13 protein-coding genes and 1 pseudogene are annotated in these 14,267 nt (G+C 64.9%); 4 read left to right on the top strand and 10 right to left on the bottom strand.

Annotated elements, in window-relative coordinates; translation table 11 throughout:
* Positions 1-61: 61 nt before the first annotated feature.
* The 6 genes from CIT40_RS02935 to modD all read right to left on the bottom strand — a co-directional run bounded on the left by CIT40_RS02935 (position 62) and on the right by modD (position 8,254).
* On the bottom strand, positions 62-805 hold the full coding sequence (locus CIT40_RS02935) for a polysaccharide deacetylase family protein (protein WP_094890988.1): 744 nt from the start codon (positions 803-805) through the stop codon (positions 62-64).
* Between the two features lie 81 nt (positions 806-886).
* The gene (gene metA / locus CIT40_RS02930; RefSeq protein WP_094890989.1) at positions 887-1,909 is read right to left on the bottom strand and encodes a homoserine O-succinyltransferase MetA; all 1,023 of its coding nucleotides are present in this window, start codon (positions 1,907-1,909) and stop codon (positions 887-889) included.
* A gap of 12 nt (positions 1,910-1,921) precedes the next feature.
* Positions 1,922-3,223, bottom strand: a complete 1,302-nt coding sequence (locus CIT40_RS02925; protein ID WP_094890990.1) for an O-acetylhomoserine aminocarboxypropyltransferase/cysteine synthase family protein — start codon at positions 3,221-3,223, stop codon at positions 1,922-1,924.
* Positions 3,224-3,490: 267 nt separating this feature from the next.
* Positions 3,491-5,083, bottom strand: a complete 1,593-nt coding sequence (locus tag CIT40_RS02920) for an amidase family protein (protein ID WP_094890991.1) — start codon at positions 5,081-5,083, stop codon at positions 3,491-3,493.
* 188 nt (positions 5,084-5,271) lie between these two features.
* Positions 5,272-6,900 (bottom strand): M15 family metallopeptidase, encoded by a 1,629-nt coding sequence (locus CIT40_RS02915; protein ID WP_162307325.1) that lies wholly within the window; start codon positions 6,898-6,900, stop codon positions 5,272-5,274.
* A 403-nt stretch (positions 6,901-7,303) separates the two neighbouring features.
* Positions 7,304-8,254, bottom strand: a complete 951-nt coding sequence (gene modD / locus CIT40_RS02910; protein WP_094890993.1) for a ModD protein — start codon at positions 8,252-8,254, stop codon at positions 7,304-7,306.
* Positions 8,255-8,489: 235 nt separating this feature from the next.
* Between modD and modA the strand changes: the two genes are divergently transcribed.
* The 4 genes and pseudogenes from modA to CIT40_RS02890 all read left to right on the top strand — a co-directional run bounded on the left by modA (position 8,490) and on the right by CIT40_RS02890 (position 11,307).
* On the top strand, positions 8,490-9,242 hold the full coding sequence (gene modA / locus CIT40_RS02905) for a molybdate ABC transporter substrate-binding protein (RefSeq protein WP_094890994.1): 753 nt from the start codon (positions 8,490-8,492) through the stop codon (positions 9,240-9,242).
* Positions 9,243-9,247: 5 nt separating this feature from the next.
* Positions 9,248-9,934 (top strand): molybdate ABC transporter permease subunit, encoded by a 687-nt coding sequence (gene modB / locus CIT40_RS02900; RefSeq protein ID WP_094890995.1) that lies wholly within the window; start codon positions 9,248-9,250, stop codon positions 9,932-9,934.
* Positions 9,931-10,620: pseudogene (modC, locus tag CIT40_RS02895) on the top strand (molybdenum ABC transporter ATP-binding protein); the annotation flags it as partial. The gene modB and the pseudogene modC, both read left to right, overlap by 4 nt.
* A 78-nt stretch (positions 10,621-10,698) precedes the next feature.
* Positions 10,699-11,307 (top strand): DUF2478 domain-containing protein, encoded by a 609-nt coding sequence (locus tag CIT40_RS02890; protein ID WP_167443387.1) that lies wholly within the window; start codon positions 10,699-10,701, stop codon positions 11,305-11,307.
* Here the strand turns inward: CIT40_RS02890 and CIT40_RS02885 are convergent.
* Genes CIT40_RS02885 through CIT40_RS02870 form a run of 4 tightly spaced genes read right to left on the bottom strand, consistent with a single transcriptional unit; the run spans position 11,281 to position 14,256 of the window.
* Entirely contained in the window at positions 11,281-11,487 is a 207-nt protein-coding gene (locus CIT40_RS02885) for a TOBE domain-containing protein (RefSeq protein WP_094890997.1), read from the bottom strand. The two genes, CIT40_RS02890 and CIT40_RS02885, sit on opposite strands and share 27 nt — an antisense overlap.
* 3 nt (positions 11,488-11,490) lie before the next feature.
* Positions 11,491-11,787: a ferredoxin family protein gene (locus CIT40_RS02880; protein ID WP_094890998.1), complete on the bottom strand. Its 297-nt coding sequence runs from the start codon at positions 11,785-11,787 to the stop codon at positions 11,491-11,493.
* A 39-nt stretch (positions 11,788-11,826) separates the two neighbouring features.
* The gene (locus CIT40_RS02875; protein WP_094890999.1) at positions 11,827-13,134 is read right to left on the bottom strand and encodes an FAD-dependent oxidoreductase; all 1,308 of its coding nucleotides are present in this window, start codon (positions 13,132-13,134) and stop codon (positions 11,827-11,829) included.
* A gap of 15 nt (positions 13,135-13,149) precedes the next feature.
* Entirely contained in the window at positions 13,150-14,256 is a 1,107-nt protein-coding gene (locus CIT40_RS02870) for an electron transfer flavoprotein subunit alpha/FixB family protein (protein ID WP_094891000.1), read from the bottom strand.
* Positions 14,257-14,267 lie beyond the last annotated feature (11 nt).

The raw sequence follows: 14,267 nt of genomic DNA, 5'->3' as shown, positions 1-14,267 counted from the left end.
GTGGCAAGGCCGTTTGCCAGCTTCTCCCACAAGGGCCGCAGGGAGAGAAGGGAAGAAGAGACTACGCCCCGATCCTTCGCAGCGCTTCCGCCACCGTCACGATCGGCATGCCGCGCCGTTCGGCGGCTTCCAGCGCATGACGCATCAGGTCCGGGGTGCAGCCATAAGGGCTCGGCGCGTCCGCGACGTCATGGCCATAGAAGATGAGCCATCCACCGCTCGCCACCGCCTGATCGAAATAGCGATCAACGCCTGCCTTGTCGATCTCGCAATCGACCAGGGGCGACGCACGCAGGAACTGGAGATCGATGACGTCGCTGTTGACGCCGGGAAGGATGCCGCGCGCCGAGCGGAAGGCCTTGGCGAGCTGCGGCTTGCGCCAGACCGAGGCAATTCCGTAGGGATAGGCGAAATTCTCCAGATTGATCGAGGAATCTATACTGCGAAAATAAGTGCGGTTTCGCTCGATCTCGCGCGCCATCGCGGCCTCGTCGAGGTTGGCCGAGCTCTGGTGCGAGAAAGTGTGGCAGGCAATCTCGTGACCGGCGCGGTGAAGCCGCACGATCGCGTCATCCGACAGGCCGAGCCAATGGTCCGAGGGCTGGCCGATCAGGCTTCCGGCGAGATAGAACGTACCACGGCCGCCATGCTCTTCCAGAAGCGCGGCGCCCTCGCCTGCAGCGCTATCCGGGGCATCGTCGAAGGTGAAGCTCACGATCGGCGCATGCGCGGGCAGCCGATGCGGCGCGGCACGGAAATGCCGGGCCAGCCGATTGCTCACGCGTCCCTGGAGTGCCGACCACACGACCGCATTTCCCGTGATTGACGTAGGTCTGTACTGAAACATTCGCGCGCCGGTTGAGGCAAGCTTAACGCCTGAGTAATCCTAACGCGGAACCAATACCTTCGGCTGAGGTGCAAGGACCGGCGCTTCGACCTCCATACTGAGGTATTGCACCCAGTTGCGGAAAAGGACTGCCGCCGCGCTGCCGGCGTCGATATCGGCGCGCAAATTCAGCCCGGGCAGCTCGGTGGTGAGCGCCGGGTGGCGCTGGTGCACCGCCTTCTTCTCGAAGCGCCCCAGCTTGTCTTCCGTCGCTGCGTCGAAATAGCTCACCGGCAGCCGCGGATAAGTCTCGCGCTCCCGCGCAAGGTAGCGGCCGATGTCGCGCAGATATTCGCGCTGGAGCGACAGCGCGTCGTATTCCGGATGCCCCTGGAAGAACACGAACCGGCTGGCATATTGGCGAACGAAAACGTCGACGCCGGCTTCAGCCGAGCGGGTCAGCACCTGATAGCCAGCCTGCGCCAGATCGCTCTCCGCGAGTTCGTTCAGGCGCGAATGCGACACTTTCAACGGGGCCGGCGCGGCGACCGTCAGGGCATCGCTCGTCACGGCGTCGCAATCGAAGATGCCGTGGCATTTGGCCGGCAGCCGCCGCCGCGCGATGCCGTCGAGATGCAGCACCGCCGCATGCGCGGCAAGACACGACCAGATCGCCGAGCGCGTGTTGCCCTTGGCCCAGTCGATGAGCTCGGTAAGGTCGTGCCAATACGGCTCCTGGTCGAGCTCGGGCGCAACCGGCTCGGCGCCCGTCACGATCAGCCCGTCGAATTTCTGGCGCTTCAGGTCGGAAAGATCGGAATATTCGCTCTCGACATGCCACTTCGCTTCCGGTGAGCGCTTCACGCTTGGAAGCGAAAAGCAGTGGAGGCGGATGCGGCGCGGACCGGCCGCAGCCTGAAGCAGCTTCAGGAACTGCCGCTCGGTCGCCTTCAGCGCCGGATCCGGCATGTTGTTGACGAGCCCGATCGTGAGTTCGCCGCCGTGATTGCGCGCGAGATCGCGTTCGGCCGGCACCAGCGCCGGGCTCGAGATGACTTGATCCCTGTCGATCAGGATCGTCATGGGCGCCGCCGCCTACTCCGCGGCCTCGAGGCGCGCTGACCGGCAAGCCTTGTCCAGCGCCTGGTCAATGTCCTCGATGATGTCGGAGACGTGCTCGATGCCGATCGAGAGCCGGATGGTTTCCGGTAGCACGCCGGCAACGCGCTGTTGCTCTGCCGACATCTGGCGGTGGGTGGTCGAGGCCGGATGGCAGGCCAGCGACTTGGCATCGCCGATATTGACGAGGCGCGTGATCAGCTTCAACGCGTCATAGAAGGACTTGCCCGCCTCCATCCCGCCCTTGATGCCGAAGGTGAACAGCGAGGAGGCGTTGCCGTCGAGATATTTCTGCACCAGCGGATAATAGGGGCTGTCGGGGAAGCCGGTGTAATTGACCCAGGCGACGCGCGAATCCTTGCGGAGGAATTCGGCGACCTTGCGGGCGTTCTCGACATGGCGCTCCATGCGCAGCGCGACGGTCTCGATGCCCTGGAGCAGCAGGAAGGCGTTGAACGGCGACAGCACCGAGCCCATGGCGCGCTGATAGACGCTGCGCGCCCGCTCGATATAGGCGGTCTTGCCGAAGCGCTCGGCATAGACGAGACCGTGATAGGAGGCATCCGGCTTGTTGTAGGCGGGGAAGCGGTCGGCGTATTTTGCCCAGGGGAAGTTTCCGGAATCGACGATGGCGCCGCCGAGCGTGGTACCGTGACCGCCCAGGAACTTGGTCAGCGAGTGCACGGCGATGTCGGCGCCGTAGTCGAACGGCTTGAGCAGAATCGGGGTTGCGACGGTGTTGTCGACGATCAGCGGCACACCATGCGCATGCGCGATCTTGGCCAGCGCCTCGATGTCGCAGACATTGCCGGCGGGATTGCCGATGGTCTCGGCGAACACCGCGCGGGTGTTCTCGTCGATCAGCTTCTCGATCGCCTCCGGTCTGTCGCTCTCGGCGAAGCGGCCGGTGATGCCTTGGCGCGGCAGGATATGCGAGAGCAGCGTGTGCGTGGTGCCGTAGAGCTGCGGCATGGAAACGATGTTGCCGCCGTGATCGGCGACGTTGACGAAGGCGAAATGCAGCGCCGCCTGGCCGGTCGCGACCGCAAGTGCGCCGACGCCGCCTTCGAGCTCGGCGATACGCTTCTCCAGCACCGCGCTGGTCGGATTGGCGATACGGCTATAGCGAAAGCCTTCGGCCTCGAGATTGAAGAGTGCCGCGCCGTGATCGGCGCTGTCGAAGGCGTAAGCCGCGGTCTGGTAGATCGGCACGGCGACCGCGTGCGTGGTGGCTTCGGGCTCGTAACCGGCGTGAATAGCGATCGTCTCGTTGCGCATCGTGCCACCTCCGCGTGGTGCGGGCCGCACTTATTGGCCTAGAATGAGGCATGTGCGTTGTCCGCCGCCCCCGTGTTAGAGGCGGGTGGTAAAGCGGACAATAATTCGCATAGAGATCGAGGAAGTAACCCTAACGCTTGTCGGCGAATTGGCCGGGATTCGGGTTAAAGCGCATTAACGAAGTTCGACCCGCATGGCAGTGAGGGCGCCACGCCTTCTCCTTGCGGAGAAAGGTGGCGCCGCCCATGCGGCGACGAAGAGCTTGGACTACATGCTCTCCCACAGCCGATGCGCGAGCACGCCGGCGCGCTTCTCGATCGCGGCCGCCGCATCGAGCGCGAGGTCCTCGCGATAGCGCCCGGCAATGAGCTGCACGCCGATCGGCTTGCCGTCGTGCAACGCCACCGGCACCACGGCGCCGGGCAGGCCCAGCACGTTGATCGCGGAGATGAAGCGGATCTCGCCCCAGAAGATCTCCTGCACGCGCTCGGCACTGACGGTGTCGTCGCGCGGGCCCGGCGTCGGCTTCACCGTGGTCGGCGCCAGCACGACCGGATACTCCTCGAAGAACAATTGCCAGGCGCGGATGTGGCCGTTGCGCGCGGCGGTCGCCTGCATCCAGGCCTTGAGATCGAGCACGTTCGCCTTGGCCTTCATGCCGCCCCAGGCCTTATGGAAGTCCTCGGAGGTGACTTTCAGCATGCCGGCCTCCTGTAACACCACGGTCTCGTTGGTGATGATGTCGCACCAGGTCTGCCAGACGCCGTTGATGTCGGGCACCTCGACCTCGCTGACGCGATAGCCGGAACGTTCGAGGTGGTCCGCCGCCTGGCGCAGCGCCGCGGTGACGGACGAATCGACCTCCATATCCTCCGGGATCTTGGCCAGCGCCACCTTGATCGGCCCCTTCGGCCTCTCGCCGACCAGCGGCGCCGGCACCCACCACGGATCGCGCGGATCGCGCCGGCTCATCACCTCGAGTGCAAGACGGACGTCGTCGACGTGACGGGCCAGCGGCCCCTGCGCCGACATCAGATGCGCCAGCATCGGCCGTTCGGCCGTGGCGCTCGCATTGAACGCGGGGATGCGTCCCTGCGTCGGTTTGATGGTGGCAACGCCATTGCAATGCGCCGGCCAGCGCAAGGAGCCGCCGATGTCGTTACCATGGGCGATGGTACCGATGCCGGCGACGACCGCCGAGCCCGCGCCGCCCGACGAGCCGCCGCAGGTGATGTCGGGATTCCAGGGATTGAGCGTCAGCCCGTGCAGGGGATTGTCGGTGAAGCCGCGAAAGGAGAATTCCGGCGTATTGGTGAGCCCGATGACGATCGCACCTGATTTCTTCAGGTTGCGCACCACGGGCGCATCCGACGGCGCGACGAGGTCCTTGTTGGCGGGGACGCCGTTGAAGTTCGGTCGTCCCTCGTAATCGACGTTTTCCTTGATGGTTACGGGCACGCCGTGCAGGAGACCGAGCTCGCCGCCCCTGGCGCGCTGCTTGTCGGCTGCATGCGCAGCCTTCAACGCCTCTTCCGAGAGATCGACGACGACCGCGTTCAGCTTCGGATTGACGGCGCGCATCCGTTCGAGATGCGCTTCGATGGTCTCGACCGCGGAGATTGCGCCGGAGCGGATGGCAGAAGCGGTCTCGACCGCCGACCATTGCCAGGGCGCTCCCTTGGGGCGGGGAGCCGCGGCCCGCCCGCGCGGGGTGGTCCTCTTCGCGCCTGATGTCTTCGCCCCCGACTTCGCAGCAACGCCCTTCCGGGCGGAAGATGTCTTGCTTGATGCTCTCGTCGCCGACTTCTTGGAAGCAGTTTTCTTCGAAGCAACTTTCTTGGCCGCCGCCTTCTTCGCCACCTGGTACCTCCTCAAATTGCGCGGCGCGAGGTTACGGAGGCGGATCGGGCATGTATAGGTCCGTTTCTGCATGGCGCGCTGGCGCGGACCGCCAATGCGACCAATTAGCTGCTTCTCGAAAGCCTCAAGGGTCGGGCCGAATGATTCGGCCCGACCCTTCCGTTTCGTGTTCGATACCTGCCTTCGTGCTACGCGATCTCGTTCGATCGTTGAATGAAGGCGATCTCGAAATGCATGCCGTCGGGCCGGCTTCCAAAATGCCCGCCCCAATAGAATCCGTGCCTGTTCGCGATGGAGACCAATTCCCGGACAGAGCCACGATGGCCCACGAGCACCGGCCGGGCCCCCAACGGATTCTCGTCGGCGTTGATATCGAAGGCGCTCCCGAACGCATGGTTGCTGAGTTGCGTGGTCGATCCCCGGATGAAGCGAGGCACGAAAGACCCGTCATACGAGAGGATTCTGTCCAGCAAATTCGCTCTCTCCCAATCCTCCCAAAGCGCCTTCAGCTGTCCCGCGGCCAGCTTGTGGAAGCGCATGGAAGCAGGAGCCTGCGCGCCCAGGGCTTTGCGCAATTGCGGGATGGGAACGCTCACGATGTTGTCCCGCTCCCACGTTCCGAGGATTCGAATGTTCTCGCGGTTGTCCGGACGGGGATCCGCGACGAAGTTGAACGCTCCGAACACGGCTTGTCTTGCCGCCGTGTTTTCGAGCGGCGGAAAGTCCGGCCGCGGCGGGAAGTTCGAGCCTGTCATGTCGGAAGCGGGCTCTTCAATCAGCTCGAAGCCAAGCTGCATGGCTTTGATGATCGTTTGGCGACCTGCGACACCGTCGCTCGTCAATCCGTTTGCCGCCTGAAACGCACTCGTTGCCGCCTGGGTCTTGTCGCCAAACTCTCCGTCAAGACCACCGGGATCGAAATGCTGCCCCTGCAAAAAACTCTGCCAGGCCTTCACAAGCGGTCCCTGCGAGCCCAGTCGGAGCGCCCGCAACGTCACGGGCCTCGTCGACTCACCCGGCGACAAAGCCGGCGCCTCTGCAACCGGCACGATCTCCATTGCCACGCCACCGCCGCTCATCACCATCGCATTGGTGGCGGCTCGTGTGGCGCTGAAGCCGCGCGCTTGAGGAATAACATTCGGGCTTTCGATCTGGGTATCGGTCACGTCAATCTCCTCCGAACTGCTGGTGATAAAGCTCTTCGCAACGTTCAATGCGTTGTTCCACCGATTAATCAGGCCCTTCCAAAACTTGCTCGTCTCATTGCGTTTCGCGACATCCCGCTCGTACTGCTCGCGGGCAGTGCGCAGGTCTTGCAAGAGTTCCAGCGTGTCATCCTCGCGGTCGGCAACGAGCGTCCGACCGGCGGCATCGATCACGCCGCTGTCGGGAACGCCCAGTGCTCTCTGGAGGATTCTCGCCGCACCGCGCGGGCCACGATTGAAACAGCAATCGCGCAGATAGCATTCGATCGCCGGTGTTTTCGACCAGGTCGAGACGCCATCGGTGTAAGTGGCGATGATCTCACAGGCGCGCCGCTCCGCCTCTTGAAACTGTCCGGCCTCGATGAGATCAGCCAGCATCCTTGCTTCTTCGGGATGGAAGCGCTCGTTGATGCCCGCGACTTCATACGTGCCTCCGCCGTCGTCGCTTGGCAGCTTGTAGACCGTAAGCCGTCCCTGCTTGTCGCGCCGGGCTTCGAAACTGAGGATGGATGCTGCCATCCGCTGGCGGTCTGCCGGTGTGCTCATCCAAAGCCCTCCGCAATCTGCCACGATCAGCCGGCGCGGCTCTTTGTGGCTTTCATCGCTCAGCATAAGACTCGTTGCGTCATAGACAGGTTGCGCACCAGCTTCGAGGCACGCCATGCCAAAACGGCCCGGCGCGTCCGCAACACCTATCGAGGAATGTCAGCCTACGCCTGAAGCTCGGATTGCGTTGTGAAGCGCTTCACACTCGCCATGCGATCCAATGACGCGGTCAGCTGTGATGAGATCGGGATTGATTGCCACCAAGCATACGCGCTTTCGCTGGCGGGAGAGAAGATAAGTTGGAGCGGCAGACGCGCCGCTGCGGCAATCGACTCGGCCTGAAACGATCGCACGATGGTCGAAGTCTCAGTCGGGTGCGTTTTGGTTGGCTCGCGGAGAGAGTGTCAGTCAAAGCTTTTTGAAAGATAGAGAATTTTCGACCATCGAGTGTTGGAACCCACCGTTTGAGCTACGCCGGGAATGAGGTTTCGCTCGCGACAGCAGTCGACTCCCTCACGATTTGAGCAGCGGGGCGGCTCGAAACCCTGTCAGGTGCCTCTCTTCCACCCGCGGTCATCATCCGCACCTGAACGTCTTTCGGACTAGCCAGATAGGGCGACGACGTCACTAGGACATCGGCACCGGCAGCGGCATAGTCCGCGGCGTTTCCCGCGTTCACGCCGCCGGCTGCGGCGACGATGGGACGCTCGCGCGCATAGGCCATCGATGCCATGCGCCTGACCAGCGCGGCGATTTCGGCAGGCGAAAATTTCTCGGCCTGGATCACATCGAATCCCGCGACCGCCGCGGCAAGCGCCGCATCGGCGGTCTTCACCTCGATCACGAGCTTCTTCTCCGGCGCCACCTGGCGCAACCGCTCGACCGCCTGGAACAGCGGTAGCTCGCCGAGAAAGGCGCGATGTTCGGGAAACAGCAGCACGGTCTCTGAGAGGCCGAGCCGATGCATCACCGCGCCGCCCGCCTTCACGGCCGCCACCGCAAACCGTTTGGTGCCCGGCACGTTCTTGCGCGTGCAGGCGATCGGGATGCGCGGTGCGACCGCCCTCGCCGCGTCCACGATGGCGCGGGTCTCGCTGGCCACGCCCGACCAGATCTCGATCAGGGTCTGCGCGACCTTCCAGCTCCGCAGCAGGCTCGCGGCCGGACCGCGCGCCTCGAGGATCGACGCGCCCTGCTCCAGCACGGCACCGGATGCGGCAAGTAACTCCACCTCGGAGCCGGCGAGAGCAATGATCGCGGCGGCATCCTCGGCGAGCGCCAGCACCATCGGCGCGCGCGCAGAAAAATGCATGACTCCGATGGCCGCGCCGATTCCGAGCGCCTCGGTGGTGAGATCGCCGTAAGGCACGTCGTCCTCAAGCAGGCGTTCGAGCTCGGCGCGCGATGCAACCGTTGCCATATGTCGTGCTTCCCTTCATTGGTGTCGGCTTGCCGACGACTTTGTCGGAAACCCGACACGGACCGTCGGTCCCGCCGCACATGCAGCGGGCGTCGTCTCTTTTGATGCTCATTCCTGCAAGGCACACACCAGAGTCCGGCCCAAGCGTCCGGCACGCCGATTGCTGAGCCCATCATGGCCGGCGCCTCGCAGCAATCAGGCTGCACGGCAGCGATACCGTCCGCTGGAGTTCGTCATGAAATTTCTTCGCATGATCGCCGTCGCCGCAGGCCTGATGCTCGCGCTCGCCGAGGCGCGGGCTGCGCAGACCAACATCGCCGTGGCCGCCAACTTCACCGACGCAGCAAAGGAGATCGCGGCCATCTTCAAGCAGAAGACCGGACATGAGGCGGTGCTGAGCTTCGGCGCGAGTGGACAGTTTTACACCCAGATCACGCAGGGCGCGCCGTTCCAGGTCTTCCTGTCTGCCGACGATTCCCGGCCGAAGAAGCTCGTCGAGGACGGCCTTGCGGCCGCTGACAGCCGTTTCACCTACGCGATCGGCAAGCTGGTGCTGTGGAGTAAGTCGCCCGGAATCGTGACCGGCGAGGAGACGCTGAAGGCCGCTTCCTTCGCAAAGCTGTCGATCTGCAATCCCGCCGCCGCGCCCTACGGACTGGCCGCGGTGGAAACCATGAAGTCGCTGAACCTGTACGACGCGCTCAAGCCGAAACTCGTCGAGGGCGCGACCATTACGCAAGCCTATCAATTCATCGAAACCGGCAACGCCGAGATCGGCTTCGTCGCATTGTCGCAATTGACCGGCAGCGATGCCGGATCGCGCTGGGTGGTGCCGCAAGCACTGTATAGTCCGATCCGGCAGGATGCCGTGATGCTGAAGACCGCCGCCGGGAACGAAGCGGCGAGCGCGTTCATCGCCTTCCTCAGGGGACCCGAGGCGCGCGCCATCATCGAGAAATACGGTTACGTGCTGGACGAGCAAAGCTGACGCGCATGGAGATCTGGTCGGCGGACATCCGCCAGTCGATCCTGCTGACGATCGAACTCGCCGCGATCTCGACCGTGATCCTGCTGGTGCTGGCGACGCCGCTCGCCTGGTGGCTGGCACGCGCGAAGGGCTGGTGGACCGAGATCGTCGCGAGCGTGGTCGCCCTGCCGCTGGTGCTGCCGCCGACCGTGCTCGGCTTCTACCTGCTGGTCCTGCTCGGCCCCGACGGGCCGGGCGGATGGCTCGCACGGCTGTGGGGCGGGCGCACGCTCGCCTTCACCTTCGAAGGCCTGATCATCGGCTCGGTGGTGTACTCGATGCCCTTCGTGGTGCAGCCGATCCGCAACGCTTTCGCCGCGATGGGCGAGCGGCCGCTCGAGGTCGCCGCCACCTTGCGCGCCTCGCCCTGGCGCACGTTCTGGACCGTCGCCGTGCCGCTGGCGCGCCCCGGCTTCATGACCGGTGCCGTGCTCGGCTTTGCGCACACCGTCGGCGAGTTCGGCCTCGTCCTGATGATCGGCGGCAACATTCCCGGCCGCACCAAGGTGCTGTCGGTCGCGATCTTTGACTATGTCGAGACTTCGCGCTGGCGCGAGGCGAGCATGCTCGCAGGCCTCATGGTGGTCTTCGCCTTCGCGGTGATCCTGACCATGACGCTGATCGACAAGCGCAGCCGGAGCAGCGCCGCATGAGGGCGACCGAACCCGGCCGGATCGATGCGGCCTTCCGCGGCAGTCTCGGCAATTTCACGCTCGATGCCGAGCTCGGCGTTCCCGCTTCCGGCATCACCGCGATCTTCGGCCCGTCGGGCTGCGGCAAGACCACGGTGGCGCGCTGCATCGCCGGCCTGCAACGCATGGCCGACGGTTTTTGCGCAATCGACGGCGATATCTGGCAGGACCGTCATTTGTTTCGCCCGGTGCACCGGCGGCCGATCGGCTACGTGTTCCAGGAAGCCAGCCTGTTTCCGCATCTGTCGGTGCGCGGCAATCTCCTGTTCGGCGCGCCGCGAGCCGCGGACGGGCAGATCGCCTTCGACGAGGTCGCGGAGCTGCTTGGACTCGCCGCCCTGCTCGACCGCTCGCCGCATCGGCTCTCCGGAGGCGAGCGGCAGCGCGTGGCGATCGGCCGCGCCCTGCTGTCGCAGCCCAAGCTCTTGTTGATGGACGAGCCGCTGGCCGCGCTCGACCGCACCACCAAGAACGAGATCCTGCCGTTCCTCGAGCGATTGCATGACCGGTTGTCGCTGCCGGTCTTCTATATCAGCCACGACATGACCGAAATCGAACGCGTTGCCGACCATCTCGTGCTGATGGAGCGTGGCCGCGTCATCGGCGCCGGACCGCTCCATACCTTCCAGAACGATCCGGCGTTGCCGCGGACCGGAATCGGCGGCCGGCACGGCGATTACTCGTCACGACAGAACAGCGTAGGAAGAGCGACAAGGAAGACCTCCATGCCGATCGAGTTCAACGACATCGACCCGAACCGAGTCGCCGCCATCCTCTACGGCCCGCAGGACGACGTCGACAGCCTGCTGGCTGACTTCGCCCAGGATCTCGTGCGGTCGGGCGAACGAATCGGCGGGGTCGTCCAGCGCAACGTCAAAGACGGCGGCGGTTGCCAGGTCGGCATGCAGGCGATCGATCTCATGACCGGTGCGGAAATCTCGATCTGCCAGCCGCTCGGCCGCGGCGCGATGGCCTGCAAGCTCGACGCCGCCGGGCTCGCCGAGGCGGCCGTTGCGGTGACCCGCGCCATCGCAGCCAATATCGACCTCATCGTCATCAACAAGTTCTCCAAGCAGGAAGCCGCCGGCGAAGGCCTGCGCGACGAGCTGGCCGCGGCCATTGCCGCCGGTATCCCCGTGCTCACGGCGGTTCCGGAAAAATGCCTGGACGCATGGACCGACTTCAGCGGCGGTATCGGCACCAGCCTGCTGTGCGAGCGGGACGTGATCGCGGGCTGGTGGCAGGACCTGTCGTCGCGCATAAAGCGGGCCCGCGAGGCGCGCAGGCCCTCCGACGCACCCGCCGCACTACTTGCCGATCATCACGTCGGATGACTTGATCACGGCGGAGACGCTGTCGCCCACCTTCAGGGCGAGGTCGTCCACCGCCTCGTTGGTGATTGCGGAGAACACGACCAGCCCGGGCGCGAGCTCGATCTTCACATGGGCCGTGGTCGTGCCCTTGGTGACGGCGATGACCCGTCCGGGGAGAATGTTGCGGGCGCTGAGCTTCATGGGTCAGCCGAACTTGAACAGCACGCCATAGCCGCCGCGCGGATAGCTCCACTCGATGTCGCCGCTCGCCTCGCAGATCACCCGGCAGGTGCCGCACTCGATGCAACCGTCGACGGTGATCTCGACCTGGCCCTTGTCGCTGAGCTCGTAGCAGCGCGCCGGGCAGGCCTTCAGCATGCTCAGGAGCTCCGGCGACGGTGTCGTGTGTGGCCGCACCTTGATATGCGCCCGGCCGGCGTCGACCAGATAACGGTTGTAGAACAGCTTGTCCTCGACACGCACGGATGGCTCGATCGACATGGTCCTGGTCTCCATCGTTGGTGTTGCGTTTTCCTGAGACTACCGCCAGGCGCGCGCGAGGCGGAAGGCGTCGCCGAACAGCCCGCTCCACGACCGCGCCTTGACGAACGATTTGAACGTCGTCCTTTCCTTCTCGACCTTCGGCGTGCCGTCGACACGCAGGAAGTTCTGCATCGCCCGCGAGACGAGCTCGGGATAGGTCAGGAAGAAGTTCTGCGACTGGGTGTGCATCAGCGCCGGCATGTCCTTGTACTTCTTCAGGTCCTTGATGACGAAGGACTCGTCCAGCATCTTCTTGTAGAGCGACAGATTGTCCGCCGTCATCGGATCCTTGCGCGACTTGACCTGGAAGATCGCCTCCGCCGCGATCCGGCCCGAGGTCATCGCCAGGTTCGAGCCCTCGCGGTGGATCGCATTGTTGAGCTGCGCAGCGTCGCCGACCACCACCCAACCGTCGCCGAACAGCTGAGGGATGGCGTTGAAGCCGCCCTCGGGAATGAGGTGGGCGGCGTACTCCTTCACCTCGGATCCCTCGATCAACGGCGCGACCGACGGGTGCCGCTTGAACCGGTCGAGCAGGCCATAGGGCGTCTCGCCGGTGCGCTGGAAGTCGGCAACGAGGCAGCCGATGCCGAGCGAGATGCATTCCTTGTTGGCGTAGATGAAGCCCATGCCGGTCATGCCGCGCGAGATGGTTCCGGCGGCCTCGATCACCACGCCCTCGTCGCCGCGGAGGTTGAAGCGGGCCTCGATGGTCTCGCGCGGCAGGAAATGCATCTCTTTCACGGCGAGCGCAACCTTGTCCGGCTGCGGCCGTGCGCGCAGGCCCGCGCGCGTGCCGAGCAGACCGTTGACGCCCTCCGCCAGCACGACCACGTCGGCATGGATCTCGCCGTCGGCGCGGTCGGTGCGCACGCCGATCACCTTGCCGTAGGCATCCTGCGCGAGCTCGGTCACCGTCGTCTCGCACAGCACCGTGGCGCCGGCTTCGCGGACCCGCTGCGAGAACCATCGGTCGAACTGCGCGCGGATGATGGTGTAGCGGTTCGGCTTCTCCTCGTTGAAATCGTCGGAGCGGTAGTGCAGCCCGGTGTGCGAACGGTCGTCCATCATCCAGAAGCGCTGCTCGACCAGATGTCGTTCCAGCGGCGCGTCCTCGCGGAAATCGGGGATCAGCTTCTCCAGCATGTCGGCATAGAGGATCGCGCCCTGAACGTTCTTCGAGCCGGAATACTCGCCGCGCTCGAGCTGCAGCACTTTCAGGCCGCGCTGGGCGAGCGTGAGCGCCGCAGCATTGCCGGCCATGCCGGCGCCGACGACGATGGCATCGAATTTTTCTTCGATCATGGCGCTCTCCTTGTCCTAGCTCGCGATCCGGTCGCGCGAATGCGGCGATAGCCGCGCGCGGAACGCGGCGGTCAAGGCCGGAAGCAGCCGGATGGCGTCGGTGATGATGCCCATATGGGCGAACTCGAAGATCGGCGCATTCCTGTCGGTGTTGATGGCGACGATGAGATCGGCACCCTCGACGCCGACGCGATGCTGGATCGCGCCGGAAATCCCCGCGGCAATGTAGAGCTTCGGCCGGATCGTCTTTCCGGTCTGGCCGATCTGGCGGTCGGATGTCACCCAGCCCTTCTGCACCAGCGGCCGCGAGCAGCCATATTCGGCGCCGAGCACGGTGGCGAGCTGGCGCACCAGCTGAAAATTCTCCGGCGATCCGAGCCCCAGCCCACCGGCGACGACGACGTCCGCATAGGCCAGGTTCGACTTTGCGGATTCGCGATCCGGCATGAACGACAGCACCTTCGTCACGATGTCGTCTTCGACGAGGCCGAGCGGGTGGCTGACGATGCGGCCGACGGGGCGCACGGTGCGCTCCGGCATCGGCATCACGCGCGGGCGCACCGTCGCCATCTGCGGCCGGTAGTTCAGCGTGTAGATCGTACAGAGCAGCGAGCCGCCGAAGGTCGGGCGCGTCGCCGCTAGCGAACCGTCGACATCGACATCAAGCTCGGTGCAGTCGGCGGTGAGGCCGGTGAGCAGGGTGGTCGCGACCGAGCCGGCGAGGTCGCGGCCGAGCGTGGTGGCGCCGAGCAGGAGGATCTCGGGCTTGTAGGCGTTGACGACGTCGGTCAGCGCCTTGGTGTAGGACTCGTTGCGGTAGTCCGCGAGCAGTCTGTCTGCCACCATGTAGACCAGGTCGGCGCCGTAGCAGAAGGATTCGGCCGCAGCGTTCTGCGTCGCTTCGCCCTCCGGCCCGATCACGACCGCGGCGAGATCGACCTTGAGCTTGTCGGCGAGCTTGCGGCCGGCCCCCATCAGCTCCCAGGACACCGGATGGACCTGTCCGCGCTCCTGCTCGATGAAGACCCAGACGTGCCTGTACGCCTTGAAATGCTCGGGCAGCTCCTTCTTGGTCGCGGCGCGCCCGGAGGCGGAAGTGGCGGTTTTCGGTGCGGTGCTCATGGTGCTTACTC

This window comes from Bradyrhizobium amphicarpaeae (assembly GCF_002266435.3).
GTDB classification, from domain to species: Bacteria; Pseudomonadota; Alphaproteobacteria; order Rhizobiales; family Xanthobacteraceae; genus Bradyrhizobium; species Bradyrhizobium amphicarpaeae.
Note: the sequence above shows the minus strand (reverse complement) of the source record. Positions and strands in the feature narration are given on the sequence as shown.